This is a genomic window from Streptococcus sanguinis (genome assembly GCF_019928825.1).
Lineage (GTDB): Bacteria > Bacillota > Bacilli > Lactobacillales > Streptococcaceae > Streptococcus > Streptococcus sanguinis_L.
In genome coordinates, this window is sequence record NZ_JAHZOP010000002.1 from 500,114 (window position 1) to 517,941 (window position 17,828).

A 17,828-nucleotide genomic window follows, 5' to 3' on the forward strand; every position below is an offset into this window, starting at 1 on the left:
CCTTATATTGTTTTCATCAGCCAGAGTAGGTAGGCGGCTAGTAGGAAGGGACTAGCTGTAAGCAAGCCACCCAAAATCAAACTTAGCATCTGCAAGCCTGGCTGTTTTTTTATGAGGAAACTCAAGCTGCAGAGTAAGACTCCGACAAAAAATAAAATCAATAAAACAATCAGTAAAAACATGTCTCTATTATAACACGATTTGCCGCAAAAGGAAGCAAGCACGACTAGAAAGTATGTCTATTTTGCAGACTTTTTCTTGACAAAAATTGGTCTATACCATATAATAGAATTAAGAAAAGATGTGGAGGTGGAAAATGAAAATCATTCAAGTGGAAAACCAAGTAGAAGGTGGCAAAGTAGCTTTTGAACTGCTTAAAGAAAAGCTAGCTCAAGGAGCAAAAACTTTGGGGTTGGCCACAGGAAGCAGCCCAGAAGAATTTTACAAGCAGATTGTTGAGAGCGACCTTGATTTTTCAGAGATGACCAGTGTCAATCTGGATGAATATGTCGGTTTGCAGGAGGAGGATCCTCAGTCTTATCGTTATTTCATGAATCAGCACCTCTTTAACCAAAAGCCTTTTAAAGCAAGCTTCCTGCCTAATGGAGCAGCGAAAGATTTAGAAGCAGAAGTGGCGAGGTACAATCAGCTTCTTACAGAGCATCCAGCTGATTTGCAGATTTTGGGAATTGGTACGAATGGTCATATCGGTTTCAATGAGCCGGGGACCAGTTTTGACAGCCAGACTCACTTAGTGGATCTGACACCGTCCACCATTCAATCCAATGCTCGATTCTTCGACAAGATGGAAGATGTTCCGACTCAGGCTATTTCCATGGGAATTGGCAATATTCTCAATGCTAAGTCCATCATCCTCTTTGCTTACGGTTCGGCTAAGGCCAAGGCCATAGCAGGGACTGTTGAGGGTGAGGTGACGGAGGAGCTGCCAGGCAGTGCTCTCCAGAAGCATCCGGATGTTGTGATTATAGCTGATAAGGAAGCACTTAGCTTGTTAAAACACTAAGATTTTAATGTTGTTGCTATAAAACTAGCTTTGCCAGATAAGAGTCTCTTAATTTCCTATCTATTTTTTAGGTAGGATTTTTAGATTTATGGTTGACTTTGCGTAAAATATGATATACTAGATAGGTATAATTGTTCTTTGGAGGATCCTGTGAAGAAAAAGCTTTTGTTATTGGGAATTGCGTTCCTAACCTCGTTAGCACCATTAGCTGCTAGGGCTGATGAATTGGTGGATATGGCTAAAAAGATGTATCCGCATGATAATGTTCAGGCGATTAATCGTCCCAAGTCTTCTCTCGTTATTGACGGCAGTACAGGCGATGTTGTATGGGAGGATAATGTCGATGAGGTACGTGACCCAGCAAGTATGAGTAAGCTCATGACGCTTTACTTGGTCTTTGAAGCGATTAAGGAAGGAAAAATCAGCGAAAAGACGGTCATTACAGCTACACCTCAGGATCAGGCCATCGCTAATATTTATGAAATTTCTAATAATAAAATTGTTGCAGGTGTGGACTACACTGTATCTGAGCTCATTACGATGACCATCGTGCCTTCATCCAATGCGACAACTGTCATGCTGGCCAATTATCTATCGGATAATGATCCAGATGCTTTCTTGGATCGGATGAATGCCAAGGCTCAAGAGCTGGGTATGACCAATACCAAGTGGTTCAATGCCAGCGGTGCAGCGGCAGTTTCATTCAAGGGATATTACAATCCTCAGAATTACGATAATACTCTCAGCAACCAGACAACAGCCCGTGATTTGGCGATTCTGGCCTATAACTTTGTCAATCACCATCCTGAGATTCTAAACTATACTAATAAAGCAAAGGTTACGGTTAAAGCTGGAACTCCTTACGAGGAAACATTTGACACCTATAATTATTCCCTGCCAGGTGCTAAATACGCACTCAAGGGAGTAGATGGTATGAAGACGGGTTCTAGCCCTAACGGTGCTTTCAACTATATCGCGACTATTAAGCGTGGCGATCAGCGCATGATTGCTGTGATTATGGGAGTTGGCGACTGGTCTGACCAAGACGGTGAGTATTACCGCCATCCTTTTGGTAATGCCTTGATTGAGAAAGCATATGCGGACTACGAGTACAAAAAGCTCCTCTCCAAGGGTGAGCAGGAGATCGATGGTCAGAAGTATAAGCTGCCTGAGGATTTCTACGCTACTGTTAAAAAGGGAACCGAGCCTAAAGTCAAGGTTGAAAACAATGTTCTCAAGGCTGAAAATGGCTTGAAGACCTTGTCTAGCAAGATCTCTGATGAAATGAAAGTCGAGAAAGTTGAGAATCCAGTTGCTCAGGCCATTGAAAATGTGACTGGCAGCAAGTCGGAAAGCAAGCCTTGGTATGGTGTGTTCTTCAGCGATAAGATGTTGATTCTGCTGCCTGTTGGCATCCTGCTGATCATTCTGTACTTTGAATACCGCAGTCGCCAAAAACGCAAGGCTGCAAAGCAGGAACGTCGTAGAAATACAGATGTTGAATAAAGGGAATGTCCTCTGTCACATACGAACGGAATGACTTTCCAAGCTAAAACTCAGTGATTTTGCTGAGTTTTCTTTCTGTTTTAAGGAGATTTTCATGCGAAAAAAGTTTCACAACAGCTATCTAGCTCATTTTTTACTTTTTAATTTTTTCTTTCTGGCCTACTCTCTTTTTTCGACCCTGATATCAGTCTATATGCAGGACTTAGGCTATTCTAATGCCCAAGTATCTCTAGTAGTGTCGTCTTCCTTCTTTGCCTCCATGTTGGCTCAGCCAATCTTTGGAATAATCAGCGATTCTTTGGGAATTAAAAAGATTTTCCTTTTTAGTTTTTTAGTCATGATGGTTGGGGCTGTCTTTTTTATGAAGGCAACTCAGCTTTGGCAGCTCTTAGTCTGGTATAGTCTGGTTCTCATGTTGATCAACGGGGTCAATCCAGTCATGGATGTTTTAGCGGCTCAAAGTCCTTATACTTATGGGAAGATTCGGATTTGGGGAACTATCGGCTATGCCTTAGGATCTCAGCTGGCAGGACTAATCTATCAAAGAGTCGCACCGCAGGCTATTTTCCCAGTCTTTATTGGTATGATGCTTATCAGCAGTCTAGGACTATTGGGAATCCAGCCCAAGCATGACCGAGCAGCCTTAGATAAAAAGGACATCCGCAAGCAGACAGGTCTGGGGAAACTCTTGACCAACAAAACCTATCTTTTTTACCTCCTTTTGGTCGTCCTTTACTCTGGGGTGGGGAATACTGGTCATACCTATATCCCGGCCATGCTACAGCATAGTGGCTTAGAGGTGGATAGGGCTTCGACTGTCGTTGCCTTATCAGTTCTGGTTGAAGCGCCTTTTATCTTTTATTCCTATCTCTTTATGGACAAGATTTCGATGAAGAAGCTTCTTTATATCTGTTTGGGAATCATCTTTCTCCAGTACAGTGTTTATGCCTTGGACCTAGGTTTGATTTCGAAAATCGGGATGACTCTCCTTTCCAAACATGTGACTGGCATGGTTTTGATTATGGTGACCCTGAAAATCGTAGCCAGTCTGGTTGATGAAAAATACCTGGTTACAGCCATTGCTCTGGTCCAGACAGCCCGCAGTCTAGGAACCATTCTCATTCAAAATCTGACCGGCCATTTTCTGGACAGTTGGGGTTACGAAGGAATGAACCTATTTCTAGTAGCAGTTATCTTTCTGGTCTGTCTGCTGGCCCTCTTTCTAAAATTACCAGAAGGAAAAAGAAATCAGTTATTTGGATAATGAGAAACGAGTCGGAGAGATGCTCTCTCGACTCGTTTTTTTATCTAGATAGTTTCTTTTTTCTTTTGCGAATATTTTAGTAAATGAGAGAAATTTTTAGAGGGGGGGCTAGGATATGTTTGTGGCGCGAAATCATAAGGGGCTTTTGTGTAATGCTCTGGAGGAGAAGATTGAGAAGGGAGCTGATTTCGTCTGCCCCGCTTGTTCAGGGGCAGTCCGTTTTAAAAAAGGGAAGGTTATGCAGCCGCATTTTGCGCATATTTCGCTAGAAGAGTGTCGTTTTTATAGGGAAAATGAGAGTGCTGAGCACCTCAACCTTAAGGCCGAGCTTTTTCGCTGGGCTGTCCAGACAGAAGAAGTTGAGGTGGAGACTTTTTTGCCTGCACTGCAGCAGATTGCTGATTTGCTAGTTGATAAAAGACTAGCGCTTGAAGTCCAGTGCAGTCCTCTAAGTATAGAACGGCTGCAGGAACGGACGCTTTCTTACCGCCAGCATGGCTATCAGGTTCTCTGGCTTTTGGGGCGAAAACTTTGGCTCAAGGATTCCCTAACCCGTCTGCAGAAGGATTTTCTCTATTTTAGTAAAAATATGGGCTTTCATCTCTGGGAGCTGGATCAAGAAAAGCGAGTTTTGCGTCTAAAATACCTGATTCACGAAGATCTGCATGGAAAAGTCCAGCACAAGACCAAGAACTTTCCCTTTGGTCACGGCCGGCTTTTGGATATTTTGCGTTTGCCCTTTCAAAAGCAGGAGATGAACAGCTTTCTGGCCCAGCAAGATCCGCAGATCTGCAATTATATCCGCCGTCAGCTTTATTACCAGCAGCCTAGATGGATGTGGCTGCAGGCCCAGCTCTACCAGAATGGCGATAATCTCTTGACTAAGACTGCAGAGGATTTCTATCCACAGATTCGCCCAATACAAGCTGCCTCCTTCTGTCAGATAACTACTGATTTGACTGGCTATTACCAGCAGTTTGAGAATTATTACGCCAATCTCCAGCAAAAAAATCTGCAAATTGTTTATTCACCGGCTTTTTATGAGATGACAAGAGAAAATTGCTAAGTATCGTTAGTTTCCCATTGATGAAGCCATAAACTTTTAGTTATCCTTTCAGTTTTAGAATATTTGAGAATCCTGTATAATATAATAAAGTAATAAGTTAGATAGTTAAAAATTCTAAATCGTGCTAATTCAGCTAGCTTTAGCAAAGATGAGAAACGAAAGGAACCACCATGAAGAAAATTTTTGTAATCTTTTTGAGTATCATCACGCTCAGTTCAGCTATGCTTCTAGGAGGGTGTAGCATGCTAAATAGTCGTTCAGAAAAAGAAGAAATGATTCAGATTGCGGAAAGTACAAAAATGAAGAAGGCGATTGAGAAAGAGTTGAGAGAACTGGATCCTAAAGCTCTGACACCAGAGGGGAAGATTAAAACGTATAAAATTGAAAAGAATAAATTAGATTTCAATCCGATGGGAGGATTAGACATCTATTTAATAATTAATGATAATAAGAAGTTTGAATTAGACATGACTTTTCAAGAAAATTCAACTACTGGCGAATACGAAGCGGGTGGTTATGGCATGTCTCCAGAATTTAACGAGCTAATTAGAGGAGAAAAGTAATACGCCTGATTATAAAAACCCTGTTGATGTTAAAGAATATGAAGATAAACAACTTGGTGGAACTTATTTATATGAGTATGGGAGTATGCATGTTGTAAAGAATATGATGTAAAAGGGAGGATTATTTAGGCACCGTCTCCCAAATTTATAAAAATATCAAGCGTGATGGAGAACGAGTTTTTGTCTTTACAACTCTTTATCCGTACTGGAGTACTTGAGACTTCTAAAAAAAGTATAACAATGATAAGATAAAACATTAATCCAAATCCATTTTCATTAGGACATCAGTTTGAGCAAAGGTAACAAACTAAAGGAGTCATCATGAAGAAATATTTTGTCATCTTTCTGACTATCATCACGATTAGTTCAGCTATGCTTCTAGGAAGCTGCAGCATTCTAAACAGTCGGTCGGAAAAAGAAGAAATGATCCAGATTGCGGAAAGTACAAAAATGAAGAAGGCGATTGAGAAAGAGTTGAGAGAACTGGATCCTAAAGCTCTGACAGCAGAAGGGAAAATTAAATCTTATGAAATTCAAAAGGATAAGTTGGAGTACAATCCTATGGGAGGAATGTTGGTTTATGTGGTTCTCAATAATGACCATGAGTTAAATATGAGTATGACGGTATTAGAAGAAAAGACGGGTGAATATAGAATAGCGAGTTATTTTGCATCTGATAAACTTGACAAACTTGTTGGAGGTGTATAAATGGATGGCTGCTTAAATCCTATTGATAGTACGGGATATAAGGATCGACAGCATGTCAATATTTCATTTTTTGAATTTGATGGGAACATGCATATTGGAGGGCTGGAATAGTTGAAGATGTTGCTTACATCGGCACTATCTCCCAAGTTTACGAAACGTACACGTCAATGAAGAATAAGGTTTTTCTTTCACAACTTTCTAACAATAATTGTGCTATCATTTTCTTCTGAAAAAACAATGATAATATAAAACATGAATCCAAATCCATTTTCCCATTTTTGATAAAGCATCAGATTTAGCAAAGATGAGGAACGAAAGGAGCTGTCATGAAGAAATTTTTTGTCATTTTTCTGAGTATCATCACGATTAGTTCATCTATGCTTCTAGGAAGCTGCAGCTTGCTAAATAATCGGTCAGAAAAAGAAGAAATGATTCAGATTGCGGAGGGGAAGAAAGCGCAGAAAGCAATAGAAGAATTACTAAGACAGGAAGATTCTAAAGCATTGACTGAGGAGGGGATTATAAAAGAATATTCAATTAACAAAGATAAATTAGAGTATAATCCTATGGGGGGGTAATCGTTGAACTTATAATCAATGGTGATCCAGAATTAACTATTAAAACAACATTGATGGAAGAATCTGAAGGGAAATTAGAGCATACAGGTTATGTAATATCTGGTGAGCTTGCAAAGAAGTTGAGGGGAGAATGACATGACATATGATAGAGCATTTTATATTTATGAATCTCCGATGATTCCGCTTTCATATTCTCGATAAAAATAGTATAATAATCAATATAAAACATTAATCTAAATCTAGTTTCCCATTTTTGCTAAGGCTCCAGCTTTAGCAAAGATGAGAAGTGAAAGGAGCTATCATGAAGAAAATAGTTATTATTTTTCTGAGTATCATCACGCTCAGTTCAGCTATGTTTTTAGGAGGTTGCAGTATGCTAAACAGTCGGTCAGAAAAAGAAGAAATTCTTCAGATTTCAGAAAGTAAAAAGATGAAGAAAGCCTTGGAAAATTTTCTCAAAGGTTTAGATCCTAAAGCTTTGACACCAGAAGGAAAGATTAAATCCTATGAAATTCAAAAGGATAAGTTAGATTATAATCCTATGGGTGGACTAAATGTTTATATAATTATTAATGGGAATGAAGTTTTGAATATTGATATGACTGTTCAAGAAGAAGATACTGGAGAATATGAAGTTGTATCATATGGTATTCCACAAGAATTGAGTGAGTTATTAGGAGAGAATTAACATGGCTAATAATGCAGAGTACAATGATAAGCAGAATGTTGCAGCAGCTTTGGTAGAGTATCGTGAATTAGAATTTGGGAAAAATTATTCAATAGCTGGTAAGAATGGATATATTGGTAATCTTTCTCAGGTATACGACAATGTAAATGGCCATGAAGAGCAAGTTTTTGTATTTACAAATAATGGTAAAGGACCTGAGCAATCTCCGGTCCCTTACTCCGCTTCGGATGCTGAGCGTGCTCAGGTGCAGGATGTGACAGTCATGATGCAGGGCTCTCAGACCAAGACGCACACTCCTAAGTTAATCCACGATACTGTTACGGATTGGCTGCCTACAGACTTTGTGACGGCATCTCACCGTCTGGGACCTGTAGGTGCAGTAGAATATGCTACCCCTTTTGTTTATCGTCATTCAAAAAATATTATTACTCAAAAAAGCCGAGAAGAACTAGATAAGGCAGATCGAGACGTAAGTAATAAGATAGGAAATGTAGTCGGAATCTTTAATAAAGATGCTGGTCAAGCTGTGAAGCAGAGCCTTAATTCTCTCAATAAAAATCCCTTTAATGAGCTGAGGAAGAATGTTATATCAAATCTTGCAGGTGTTTCTGGCGGAACTTTCACGACAGGAATTGCTGCACCGAATATTTTGGTAGCTGCTAGTTATCTCAAAAAGACACAAGAGTTTCCTCCGGCTCAGTTTAAGGATGCGGCTAAGCATCTTAAGGAAACCATTCGTAAGTACCCTAATGCCAAGATTGATCTTTACGGACACTCTTTGGGTTCTATGGATATCCAGTATGCTCTATCCACCCTGACAGAGGAGGAGATGCGCCATATTGGCACAGTCCATATCTACAATGGCCCTAATATCTATCCTCTCTTGCCCAAGGAACAGCAGGCACGACTGGATAGCGCTAAGTATAAGATCTTTAATCATATCGACCATAAGGATATCGTCAGCTTAGGCTACAGCTTATCTGGCAGTGAAAATGCTGCTGGTATTGTACATCATATTGCGACTGTCGAAAAGGAAATAGGTGCTCAGCATATGATGGAGGGCTATATCTACGATAAAAATAAAAATTTTGTGCTTATGGATGGGACAGGAAAGACGACTATCAAGGATACCATCAAAGCCAATATGATTCCTTACCAGAATATGAAGAAGTATCTGTTTAAGGGTGGATTTAGCAGTAATGAAAAGATTTATCTGGACAGTGTTCAAGCCCAGGCAACTGTTCAAAATTTAGTAAATGTAACCAAACTAGGCTATGACACGTTGCAGCAGGCTAGAGATCAGGTTGTTAGCGAAGCGGAAAAGCTAGCAGAGCAGTTGGGAAAGGTTCCTCAGGGCTTCAGTCTTAGTCCAGATGAGGTGACTGCAGCCTATCAGGCTGGAGGTGCAGATTATCAATCATTGGTCGGATCTTTACAAGAGCACTTTGAAAGTCGATTGTCTAAATTTCAGATGCTTCTAACTATCTTTGAAGTTTTGCAAGGTCAGATTGAAGCTGGAATTGAGCAGCTGCTGGCTAAAGATCAGACATTAGCAGGAGATTTTGAGCAATGGAACCAAATCAATCGATGAAGCAGGATATAGCTAAAAAAGAAAAAGAGTTGGAGGAGCTTTACTCAGAACTTCAGCGGGAACGCTTGAAGATTGATAAAGAACGAGATGTCATCCTATCTAAGAAAAAAGCTTTTTCCGTCATGCTACAAGAAGAGTATGAAATGGCGACTGCTATTTTACGGAAACAAGAAAGGGACACTAGTATCGAATGGCAAGCTCTAAATCAGTATATAGAATCCTATGATATGTTGGCGGAAGAGGCTAGCAGCGAGGAACTGAAAAATCTTGATCTAAAAGATGAGAAAGTTTTGGAAACATTCTCTAAGCAGAGACGCCGTTTAGAATGGGAAATTGAAGATAGCTATTCTCATCTTCGTGATTCTAAATAAATCTGCTGTTTAGAGCAGAGGAAAGGAAAAAGCCTATGTTTATATCAGAAATAGCTTCAACACCAGTAAAAAGTTACTTTTCACCATCTAAAACATCTGATTTGGCAGAAATTAGAAAAGCAATAGAAAAGCAAATTATAACGAATGTTCTAGCTCCTCTTTTGTTAGCTCAAAAAAGCAGCCTTCAAAGCAATTATGATACTCTTTTTACCGATGTCGCAAAGACTGTTCAAGAGAGCGTGAAAGTAGCTGCAGATCAGATAGATAGCTCGATGAAAGGGCAATTTTCTAAAAAAGTTGTAAGCGTTATAGACAACAGCGGTACGAAATTTGAAGAAATTTAGCAATGAACTCTTTGGAATCTAATTTTTCTTTGGTCAGGAATTAGGTTCAAAGAGTTTTTTTTATTAATTAAGTCTGTCTGCCTAGCTACTATGTGATTTTGGTACTTGAGTTTTATAAAAAGTAGAATTTTGTGATAGAATAGGGGAGTCGGAGGATTTTTTTATGGCAAAACAAAGAAATGAAATTGAAGAAAAATATACTTGGGATTTGAGTACCATTTTCCCAACAGATGAAGCCTTTGAAGCGGAGTTGGCGCAGGTTTCAGAAGAAGTGAAGAAAGCAGCTGGTCTGGCTGGGCATTTGCTGGATTCAGCGGATAGTCTCTTAACAACGACTGAAATCCAGCTGGACTTGATGCGTCGTATTGAAAAGCTTTATTCTTATGCTCATATGAAGAATGACCAGGATACACGTGTGGCTAAGTACCAAGAGTATCAGGCTAAAGGTATGACTCTATACAGCGACTTTGGTCAAAGCTTTGCTTTCTATGAGCCCGAATTTATGGCGATTACAGAAGAGCAGTACCAAGCTTTCTTGGCTGAGCAGCCAGCCTTGCAGCAGTATCAGCATTATTTTGACAAGCTTTTGAAAAAGAAAGCTCACATCCTGACACAGCGTGAAGAGGAACTACTGGCCGGTGCTGGTGAAATTTTTGGGGCAGCGGGCGAAACCTTTTCTGTTTTGGATAATGCAGATATCGTCTTTCCGATGGTGCATGACGATGATGGAAATGAAGTTCAGCTCAGCCACGGTAACTATATTACCCTAGTTGAGTCTAAGAACCGAGAAGTCCGTAAGGAAGCTTATGAGGCTCTCTACAGCGTATACGAGCAGTATCAGCATACCTACGCTAAGACTTTGCAGACCAATGTCAAGGTTCACAATTACAATGCGAAAGTCCGCAAGTTTTCATCTGCCCGTGAAGCAGCCTTATCAGCTGACTTTATTCCAGAAAGTGTATACGATAGCTTAGTTTCAGCTGTCAATAAGCATTTGCCTCTTTTGCAGCGATATATCGCTTTACGAGCAAAGATTTTAGGCATTTCTGACTTGAAGATGTATGATATGTACACCCCTTTGTCAGAGACAAACTACAAGTTCACTTATGAGGAAGCTTTGGCCAAGTCTGAGGAAGTTCTGGTTATTCTGGGTGAGGATTATTTGAGCCGAGTGAAGACAGCTTTTTCAGAGCGCTGGATTGATGTTCATGAAAATCAAGGCAAGCGCTCAGGGGCATACTCAGGCGGGTCTTATGATACCAATGCCTTTATGTTGCTCAACTGGCAGGACACACTGGACAATCTCTTTACCTTGGTGCACGAGACGGGTCACAGTATGCATTCCAGTTATACCCGTGAGACCCAGCCTTATGTTTACGGAGACTACTCTATCTTCCTAGCTGAGATTGCTTCAACGACCAATGAAAACATCCTGACAGAGAAGCTCTTGGAAGAAGTAGAAGATGATGCTACCCGCTTTGCTATTCTCAACCACTTTTTGGACGGCTTCCGAGGTACGGTCTTCCGTCAAACCCAGTTTGCGGAGTTTGAGCACGCTATCCACAAGGCTGACCAAGAAGGTCAAGTGTTGACCAGCGAGTTTCTCAATGATCTCTACGCTGATTTGAACGAGAAATACTATGGACTGAAAAAAGAAGACAATCCGCAGATTCAGTACGAATGGGCTCGGATTCCACATTTCTACTATAATTATTATGTTTTCCAATACTCGACAGGATTTTCAGCGGCTTCTGCCTTGGCTGAAAAGATTGTCCATGGCAGTCAGGAAGACAAGGATAAGTATCTGGACTATCTCAAAGCTGGGAATTCTGACTATCCCCTCAATGTCATCAAAAAAGCAGGTGTAGACATGGAAAAAGAAGACTACCTAAATGCTGCTTTTGCTGTTTTTGAGCGTCGCTTGGACGAATTTGAAGCCTTGGTAGAAAAGTTGGGACTGGCATAAGATGGTCGAAACTTATAATCAAAACTCTAATCCCAATATGCGCCGGCCAGTGGTCAAAGAGGAAGTCGTAGACTTTATGAGACAGCGTCTCCAACCGGTCACTGGTGGACTCAAGGAGCTGGAGAATTTTGCCAAAGCTGAAAATGTGCCCGTGATTCCCCATGAGACAGTGGCTTACTTCCGCCTGCTACTCGAAAGTCTGCAGCCAGAGAAGATTTTAGAAATCGGTACTGCTATTGGATTTTCGGCCCTTTTGATGGCGGAGCATGCGCCTCAGGCTCAGATTACGACTATTGATCGAAATCCAGAGATGATTGAGCTGGCTAAGGTTAATTTTGCTAAGTATGACAGCCGTCAGCAGATCACTCTGCTGGAAGGTGATGCAATGGATTTGCTTGAGACACTGGATGATTCTTACGACCTTGTCTTTATGGACTCTGCCAAGTCCAAGTATGTGGTCTTTCTGCCCCAAGTCCTCAAGCGCCTTAATCCTGGTGGCCTGATCCTCATTGATGATGTCTTTCAAGGCGGAGATGTTGCCAAGCCTTTTGAGGACATTAAGCGTGGCCAACGGGCAATTTACCGAGGTCTGCATAGTCTTTTTGACGCAACTTTGGACAGTCCAGATTTAACTTCTAGTCTGCTTCCCTTAGGAGATGGGCTGCTTATGATTAGAAAAAAATGACATCTCTGATTTTTTCCTAATTTCCAAAAATTTTTAGTAAAATTTAAGATATCAATTCAAATTTGTGCTACAATAGAAAACGTGAACTTTTAAGAATAAGGAGTCATTATAAAATGAAGAAAAAAATATTTGCAGGAGCTGTGACACTCTTGTCAGTCGCTGTATTAGCAGCATGTTCCAACTCAGAAGGCAAGGACATCGTGACCATGAAAGGAAACACGATTACTGTCAATGAATTTTACGATCAAGTGAAAAACAATGGTGCAGCTCAGCAGGTCTTGCTGCAGATGGCTATCAAAGACATCTTTGAAGAAAAATACGGCAAAGACGTCAAAGACAAGGATGTTAAGGATGCTTTCGAAAAGTCTAAAACTGCTTACGGTACAGCTTTTGCCCAAGTCTTGGCTCAAAACGGATTGACCGAAGATGCCTACAAGGAGCAAATCCGCACCAATATGCTAGTAGAGCATGCCGTTAAGAAGGCTGCTGAAAAAGAGCTGACTGATGAAAACTACAAGGCTGCCTTTGAAAACTACACGCCAGAAGTAACGGCTCAAATCATTAAGGTTGACAGCGAAGACAAAGGTAAGGAAGTTCTCGAAAAAGCTAAAGCTGAAGGAGCAGACTTCAGTCAAATCGCTAAGGAAAACTCTACCGATACTGCCACTAAGGAAAAAGGCGGAGAAATTAAGTTTGACTCTGGCTCTACTGATGTTCCAGATGCTGTCAAAAAAGCTGCCTTTGCTTTGGAAGAAAATGGCGTTTCAGACCTTGTGACTGTGCCAGATTCACAGTACTCAGCAAGCTACTATATTGTTAAGCTGGTCAAAAAGTCAGAGAAATCTTCTAACTGGAAAGACTACAAAGATAAGCTGAAAAAGATTATCATTGCGCAAAAAGAAAAAGATACTAGCTTTATCCAAAGCGTTGTCGCTAAAGAGCTGAAAGATGCCAACATCAAGGTTAAGGACAGTGCTTTCCAATCTGTCTTTGCTCAGTATATTGAAACGACAGGCTCTTCAACTTCTTCATCAAGTGCTGCCAGCAGCTCAAAGACTTCTGAGTCCAGCTCAGCAGCTGAAAACAGTTCGGCAGAAGCTTCATCATCAGCCGCAGAATAAGGTTGACGAAAAGACAATAAGCAAGTATAATAAGACTGGTGAGAATTGATTTTTCAAGTTCTTAGTTCAGAGAATTGGCGGTGCTGCGAGCCATCTGAGACGGGGAATCATGCTACTCATCTTGAAAAATAGAATACGAAATGAGAATGACAAGTTCATTGAATGAAGGTGGTACCGCGGTTTTTCGCCCTTCAGACGAGGAACTTGTCTTTTATGTTGACTGTGGAGGTAACATAATGAAAACCTATCTTGTCAAACAGAGATTTCGCTTAGGCGGCGAACGCTTTGATATCAAGGACGATCGAGGGAATGTGGATTACCAAGTGGAAGGCTCTTTCTTCCAGATTCCTAAGACCTTTACTATCTATGATAGTCAGGGTCAAATCGTCAGTCAGATTACCAAAACCCTTCTAACCCTCCTGCCTCAGTTTGAAATTAAACTCAGCAGCGGGCATAGCTTTTATATCCGTCAGAAATTCACTATTTTGCGTGATAAGTATAAATTTGATAATTTGGGGCTACGAGTTGAAGGAAACATCTGGGATTTAAACTTTCGTCTGCTGGATGACAGCAATCAAGTCGTTGCAGAGATTACCAAGGAGCTCTTTCATCTGACCTCTACTTATCAGGTTCATATCTATGAGGAGACTTATTCAGATTTGGTGATTTCCCTCTGTGTCGCTATTGATTATGTCGAAATGCTGGAAAGTTCGTCCTCATAATGCAATTATTTTTAGAAAAAATTTAAGGAGAAAAAATCATGAAACAAATGTCAAGTGCTCAGGTTCGTCAAATGTGGCTGGATTTTTGGGCAACTAAAGGTCATGCTGTAGAACCATCTGTCAGCTTGGTGCCAGTCAATGATCCAACCTTGCTCTGGATTAACTCTGGTGTTGCGACTCTCAAGAAATACTTCGATGGAACCATTATTCCGGAAAATCCTCGGATTACCAATGCTCAAAAAGCCATTCGGACCAACGATATTGAAAATGTTGGAAAGACTGCCCGCCACCATACCATGTTTGAAATGCTGGGCAACTTCTCTATCGGCGATTATTTCCGTGATGAAGCCATTGAGTGGGCTTACGAGCTTTTGACTAGCCCTGAGTGGTTTGATTTCCCCAAAGACAAGCTCTACATGACCTACTACCCAGATGACAAGGACTCTTACAACCGCTGGATTGCTATGGGCGTTGAGCCTAGTCATTTGATTCCGATTGAGGACAACTTCTGGGAAATTGGTGCTGGACCTTCTGGACCAGATACAGAGATTTTCTTTGACCGGGGTGAGGCTTTTGATCCAGAAAATATTGGAGTGCGCCTCTTAGAAGAAGATATTGAAAATGACCGTTATATCGAAATCTGGAATATCGTCTTGTCACAATTCAATGCTGACCCTGCTGTACCGCGTAGCGAGTACAAGGAATTGCCACATAAGAACATTGATACGGGCGCAGGATTGGAGCGTTTGGTCGCTGTTATCCAAGGGGCTAAGACTAACTTTGAGACCGACCTCTTTATGCCAATCATTCGTGAAGTAGAGAAACTGTCTGGCAAGGTATATGACCAAGATGTCGACAATATGAGTTTCAAGGTTATCGCAGACCATATTCGTTCGCTTTCCTTTGCCATTGGTGATGGGGCTCTTCCTGGAAATGAAGGCCGTGGCTATGTCCTTCGTCGTCTACTTCGTCGTGCTTCAATGCATGGTCAAAAATTGGGTATCAATGAGCCATTCCTTTACAAACTTGTACCAACTGTGGGCAAGATTATGGAAAGCTACTACCCAGAAGTTCTTGAGAAGAAAGACTTTATCGAAAAGATTATCAAGAGTGAGGAAGAATCTTTTGCTCGTACTCTGCACTCTGGTCAACACTTTGCAGAAACAATTGTTGCGGATTTGAAAGCTAAGGGACAAACTGTTATTGCTGGTCAAGATGCCTTTAAACTCTACGATACTTACGGTTTCCCGCTGGAGTTGACTGAGGAAATTGCTGAAGAAGCAGGCATGACTGTAGATCGTGCTGGCTTTGAAGCGGCTATGAAAGAGCAGCAAGATCGGGCACGTGCTTCTGTTGTCAAGGGTGGTTCAATGGGCATGCAAAATGAAACCCTGCAGGCTATCACCGTAGAGAGTGTCTTTAACTACGAAAAAGAAGAGCTGACAGCTGAACTCCTTGCTATCGTGGCGGATGATGCAGCAGTCGAAGCTGTTGAGACAGGAACAGCTGCCCTCATCTTTGCAGAAACACCATTCTATGCTGAAATGGGTGGTCAGGTAGCCGACCACGGTCAAATCTTTGATGGAGCAGGCAATCTGGTAGCGCAAGTAAGGGACGTACAAAAAGCACCAAATGGTCAGCCACTACATACTGTAGAAGTCTTGGCTCCTATAGCTCTGGGTCAAAGCTACAAACTGGAAATTGACCACAGCCGTCGCCACCGTGTGATGAAAAACCACACAGCAACTCACCTCTTACATGCAGCCTTGCATAATGTTCTTGGTAACCATGCAACCCAAGCAGGCTCTCTGAACGAAGTAGAATTCCTGCGCTTTGACTTTACGCATTTCCAAGCGGTGACAGCAGAAGAGCTGCGCTCTATTGAGCAAGAAGTCAATGAGAAAATCTGGGAAGCTCTTGCCATTGAGACAGTGGAGACGGATATTGACACGGCTAAGGAAATGGGTGCCATGGCGCTCTTTGGTGAAAAATATGGTAAAGAAGTTCGTGTCGTAACCATCGGCGACTACTCAGTCGAGCTTTGCGGAGGAACTCACGTAGGCAACACTTCTGAAATCGGCATTTTCAAGATTGTCAAAGAAGAGGGTATTGGATCTGGCACTCGCCGTATCTTGGCAGTCACCAGCAAGGAAGCTTTTGAAGCCTACCGCGAGGAAGAAGAGGCACTCAAGGCTATCGCAGCGACCCTCAAGGCACCGCAAATCAAGGAAGTGCCTCACAAGGTAGAAGCGCTGCAAGAGCAGCTACGTCAACTCCAAAAAGAGAACGCAGAGCTCAAGGAAAAAGCAGCAGCAGCGGCCTCTGGTGAAGTCTTCAAGAATGTTCAAGAGGCAAATGGACATAGCTTTATCGCTAGTCAGGTCTCTGTTTCTGATGCAGGTGCCCTGCGTACCTTTGCGGACACTTGGAAGCAGAAGGACTATTCAGATGTTCTCGTACTGGTCGCAGCAATTGGTGATAAGGTCAATGTTCTTGCAGCCAGCAAGACCAAGGACGTCCATGCTGGTAATCTGATTGAGGAATTGGCACCGATTGTAGATGGTCGAGGCGGCGGTAAGCCAGACATGGCTATGGCTGGCGGCAGCAAGCAATCCGCTATTCCAGCCCTGCTAGCAGCGGTTGCTGAGAAGTTGTAATGTTAGATAAACGATAGATAAAAAGGTCTGCTCTTTGGGTAGATCTTTTTCTGTGCTCTTAGGTCACTTACTTATCTGTATGAGAAGCAAATAAAGCCGCTTTAAGTCAAGAAATTATGAATGTTCTTTCACATAATTAATGATATTTCCAAAAACATTGCATAAAAATACATAAAATGCTTGACAAAGAGAAAATATGCGCGTAAAATAAAACGCATATTTATACGGAGGTGTTTTAAAAATATGCGTATTTCGATTGTAGGAATTACTGGTTACTCAGGAATGGAACTCCTCCGTATTTTACTGCAACATCCGCAGGCAGAAGTCGTTTCCCTTCATGCCAGTCAAGATATGGAGGCTCCTGTGTCAGAGCTTTATCCTCATTTGAAGGGGATTTGCGACCTAAAAATAGAAGCTTTCGACAGTCAGGAAATTATGCGACGAGCAGATCTTGTTTTCTTTGCAACGTCAAGCGGAGTGGCTAAAGATTTGTCAAAAGATTTTGTAGAAGCAGGATTTCCAGTCATTGACCTATCTGGCGATCATCGTTTACCAGGGAATATTTATAAAAAATGGTATCAGAAAGAGCCAGCAGAAGACTACGTCCAAAAAGAGTTTATTTATGGGCTGTCTGAGTTTACAGATGTTAGAGGGAAGCGATTTATTGCCAATCCCGGCTGTTATGCAACGGCTACAGAATTGGCCTTGATTCCCTTGCTGCAGGCTCAGGCTATTGAGCTGGACTCCATTATTGTTGATGCTAAGAGCGGTTTGACAGGGGCGGGGAAAAATCCAGCTGCATCCAGCCATTTTGTCCATGTGCATGACAATTATGTGACTTACAAGTTAAATCAGCATCAGCATATTCCTGAGATTGTGCAGCAGTTGCAGCGTTTTGATGAGGGATTGCAGCAGATTCAGTTTTCAACTTCCCTCATTCCGCTCAATCGTGGCATCGTGGCGACAGTTTACAG

The 17,828-nt window shown here is 41.6% G+C and carries 17 protein-coding genes and 1 pseudogene; 17 read left to right on the forward strand and 1 reads right to left on the reverse strand.

Going from position 1 to position 17,828, the window contains the following annotated elements; genetic code table 11:
• Nucleotides 1–2 precede the first annotated feature (2 nt).
• Nucleotides 3–182, reverse strand: coding sequence for a hypothetical protein (locus K1J09_RS06015; RefSeq protein WP_002929807.1), 180 nt, complete (start codon nt 180–182; stop codon nt 3–5).
• 134 nt (nt 183–316) lie between these two features.
• Here K1J09_RS06015 and nagB point away from each other — a divergent pair, with 134 nt between their 5' ends.
• The 17 genes and pseudogenes from nagB to argC all read left to right on the forward strand — a co-directional run.
• Nucleotides 317–1,024, forward strand: a complete 708-nt coding sequence (nagB, locus tag K1J09_RS06020; protein ID WP_223323369.1) for a glucosamine-6-phosphate deaminase — start codon at nt 317–319, stop codon at nt 1,022–1,024.
• A 150-nt stretch (nt 1,025–1,174) separates the two neighbouring features.
• Nucleotides 1,175–2,530 carry a DUF1958 domain-containing protein gene (locus tag K1J09_RS06025; protein ID WP_223323371.1) on the forward strand — a complete coding sequence of 452 codons (1,356 nt, stop codon included), beginning with the start codon at nt 1,175–1,177 and terminating at the stop codon, nt 2,528–2,530.
• A gap of 94 nt (nt 2,531–2,624) precedes the next feature.
• Nucleotides 2,625–3,794 carry an MFS transporter gene (locus K1J09_RS06030; RefSeq protein WP_223323373.1) on the forward strand — a complete coding sequence of 390 codons (1,170 nt, stop codon included), beginning with the start codon at nt 2,625–2,627 and terminating at the stop codon, nt 3,792–3,794.
• A 115-nt stretch (nt 3,795–3,909) separates the two neighbouring features.
• Entirely contained in the window at nt 3,910–4,860 is a 951-nt protein-coding gene (locus K1J09_RS06035; RefSeq protein WP_002929818.1) for a competence protein CoiA, read from the forward strand.
• 170 nt (nt 4,861–5,030) lie between these two features.
• Nucleotides 5,031–5,423 carry a DUF1310 family protein gene (locus tag K1J09_RS06040; protein ID WP_002929821.1) on the forward strand — a complete coding sequence of 131 codons (393 nt, stop codon included), beginning with the start codon at nt 5,031–5,033 and terminating at the stop codon, nt 5,421–5,423.
• Nucleotides 5,424–5,744: 321 nt separating this feature from the next.
• Nucleotides 5,745–6,131 (forward strand): DUF1310 family protein, encoded by a 387-nt coding sequence (locus tag K1J09_RS06045; RefSeq protein WP_223323375.1) that lies wholly within the window; start codon nt 5,745–5,747, stop codon nt 6,129–6,131.
• 326 nt (nt 6,132–6,457) lie between these two features.
• Nucleotides 6,458–6,843 (forward strand): annotated as a pseudogene (locus K1J09_RS06050) (DUF1310 family protein).
• Nucleotides 6,844–7,010: 167 nt separating this feature from the next.
• The gene (locus K1J09_RS06055) at nt 7,011–7,397 is read left to right on the forward strand and encodes a DUF1310 family protein (protein ID WP_032914211.1); all 387 of its coding nucleotides are present in this window, start codon (nt 7,011–7,013) and stop codon (nt 7,395–7,397) included.
• 1 nt (nt 7,398) lies between these two features.
• Nucleotides 7,399–8,988, forward strand: a complete 1,590-nt coding sequence (locus K1J09_RS06060) for a hypothetical protein (protein ID WP_002896052.1) — start codon at nt 7,399–7,401, stop codon at nt 8,986–8,988.
• Complete coding sequence (locus tag K1J09_RS06065) at nt 8,985–9,359, forward strand: hypothetical protein (protein ID WP_002896050.1); 375 nt, start codon at nt 8,985–8,987, stop codon at nt 9,357–9,359. The genes K1J09_RS06060 and K1J09_RS06065 overlap by 4 nt, the downstream gene beginning before the upstream one ends.
• A 35-nt stretch (nt 9,360–9,394) precedes the next feature.
• Nucleotides 9,395–9,703, forward strand: coding sequence for a hypothetical protein (locus tag K1J09_RS06070; RefSeq protein WP_002896048.1), 309 nt, complete (start codon nt 9,395–9,397; stop codon nt 9,701–9,703).
• Between the two features lie 163 nt (nt 9,704–9,866).
• Nucleotides 9,867–11,669 (forward strand): oligoendopeptidase F, encoded by a 1,803-nt coding sequence (gene pepF / locus K1J09_RS06075; protein WP_223323379.1) that lies wholly within the window; start codon nt 9,867–9,869, stop codon nt 11,667–11,669.
• Nucleotide 11,670: 1 nt separating this feature from the next.
• The gene (locus tag K1J09_RS06080; RefSeq protein ID WP_002917505.1) at nt 11,671–12,354 is read left to right on the forward strand and encodes an O-methyltransferase; all 684 of its coding nucleotides are present in this window, start codon (nt 11,671–11,673) and stop codon (nt 12,352–12,354) included.
• A 113-nt stretch (nt 12,355–12,467) separates the two neighbouring features.
• The gene (gene prsA / locus K1J09_RS06085) at nt 12,468–13,475 is read left to right on the forward strand and encodes a peptidylprolyl isomerase PrsA (RefSeq protein WP_223323382.1); all 1,008 of its coding nucleotides are present in this window, start codon (nt 12,468–12,470) and stop codon (nt 13,473–13,475) included.
• A gap of 140 nt (nt 13,476–13,615) precedes the next feature.
• On the forward strand, nt 13,616–14,197 hold the full coding sequence (locus tag K1J09_RS06090; protein ID WP_223323383.1) for an LURP-one-related/scramblase family protein: 582 nt from the start codon (nt 13,616–13,618) through the stop codon (nt 14,195–14,197).
• Between the two features lie 38 nt (nt 14,198–14,235).
• Nucleotides 14,236–16,854 (forward strand): alanine--tRNA ligase, encoded by a 2,619-nt coding sequence (alaS, locus tag K1J09_RS06095; protein ID WP_223323385.1) that lies wholly within the window; start codon nt 14,236–14,238, stop codon nt 16,852–16,854.
• A gap of 243 nt (nt 16,855–17,097) precedes the next feature.
• The coding region (gene argC, locus K1J09_RS06100) for an N-acetyl-gamma-glutamyl-phosphate reductase (RefSeq protein WP_223340967.1) at nt 17,098–17,828 on the forward strand (731 nt) is incomplete at its 3' end.

What these genes read in the sequence shown, in the direction of transcription:
- K1J09_RS06015 (WP_002929807.1), bottom strand. Translation starts at nt 182, where the DNA reads ATGTTTTTACTGATTGTTTTATTGATTTTATTTTTTGTCGGAGTCTTA.
- nagB (WP_223323369.1), top strand. Translation starts at nt 317, where the DNA reads ATGAAAATCATTCAAGTGGAAAACCAAGTAGAAGGTGGCAAAGTAGCT.
- K1J09_RS06030 (WP_223323373.1), top strand. Translation starts at nt 2,625, where the DNA reads ATGCGAAAAAAGTTTCACAACAGCTATCTAGCTCATTTTTTACTTTTT.
- K1J09_RS06035 (WP_002929818.1), top strand. Translation starts at nt 3,910, where the DNA reads ATGTTTGTGGCGCGAAATCATAAGGGGCTTTTGTGTAATGCTCTGGAG.
- K1J09_RS06040 (WP_002929821.1), top strand. Translation starts at nt 5,031, where the DNA reads ATGAAGAAAATTTTTGTAATCTTTTTGAGTATCATCACGCTCAGTTCA.
- K1J09_RS06045 (WP_223323375.1), top strand. Translation starts at nt 5,745, where the DNA reads ATGAAGAAATATTTTGTCATCTTTCTGACTATCATCACGATTAGTTCA.
- K1J09_RS06055 (WP_032914211.1), top strand. Translation starts at nt 7,011, where the DNA reads ATGAAGAAAATAGTTATTATTTTTCTGAGTATCATCACGCTCAGTTCA.
- K1J09_RS06060 (WP_002896052.1), top strand. Translation starts at nt 7,399, where the DNA reads ATGGCTAATAATGCAGAGTACAATGATAAGCAGAATGTTGCAGCAGCT.
- K1J09_RS06065 (WP_002896050.1), top strand. Translation starts at nt 8,985, where the DNA reads ATGAAGCAGGATATAGCTAAAAAAGAAAAAGAGTTGGAGGAGCTTTAC.
- K1J09_RS06070 (WP_002896048.1), top strand. Translation starts at nt 9,395, where the DNA reads ATGTTTATATCAGAAATAGCTTCAACACCAGTAAAAAGTTACTTTTCA.
- pepF (WP_223323379.1), top strand. Translation starts at nt 9,867, where the DNA reads ATGGCAAAACAAAGAAATGAAATTGAAGAAAAATATACTTGGGATTTG.
- K1J09_RS06080 (WP_002917505.1), top strand. Translation starts at nt 11,671, where the DNA reads ATGGTCGAAACTTATAATCAAAACTCTAATCCCAATATGCGCCGGCCA.
- prsA (WP_223323382.1), top strand. Translation starts at nt 12,468, where the DNA reads ATGAAGAAAAAAATATTTGCAGGAGCTGTGACACTCTTGTCAGTCGCT.
- K1J09_RS06090 (WP_223323383.1), top strand. Translation starts at nt 13,616, where the DNA reads ATGAGAATGACAAGTTCATTGAATGAAGGTGGTACCGCGGTTTTTCGC.
- alaS (WP_223323385.1), top strand. Translation starts at nt 14,236, where the DNA reads ATGAAACAAATGTCAAGTGCTCAGGTTCGTCAAATGTGGCTGGATTTT.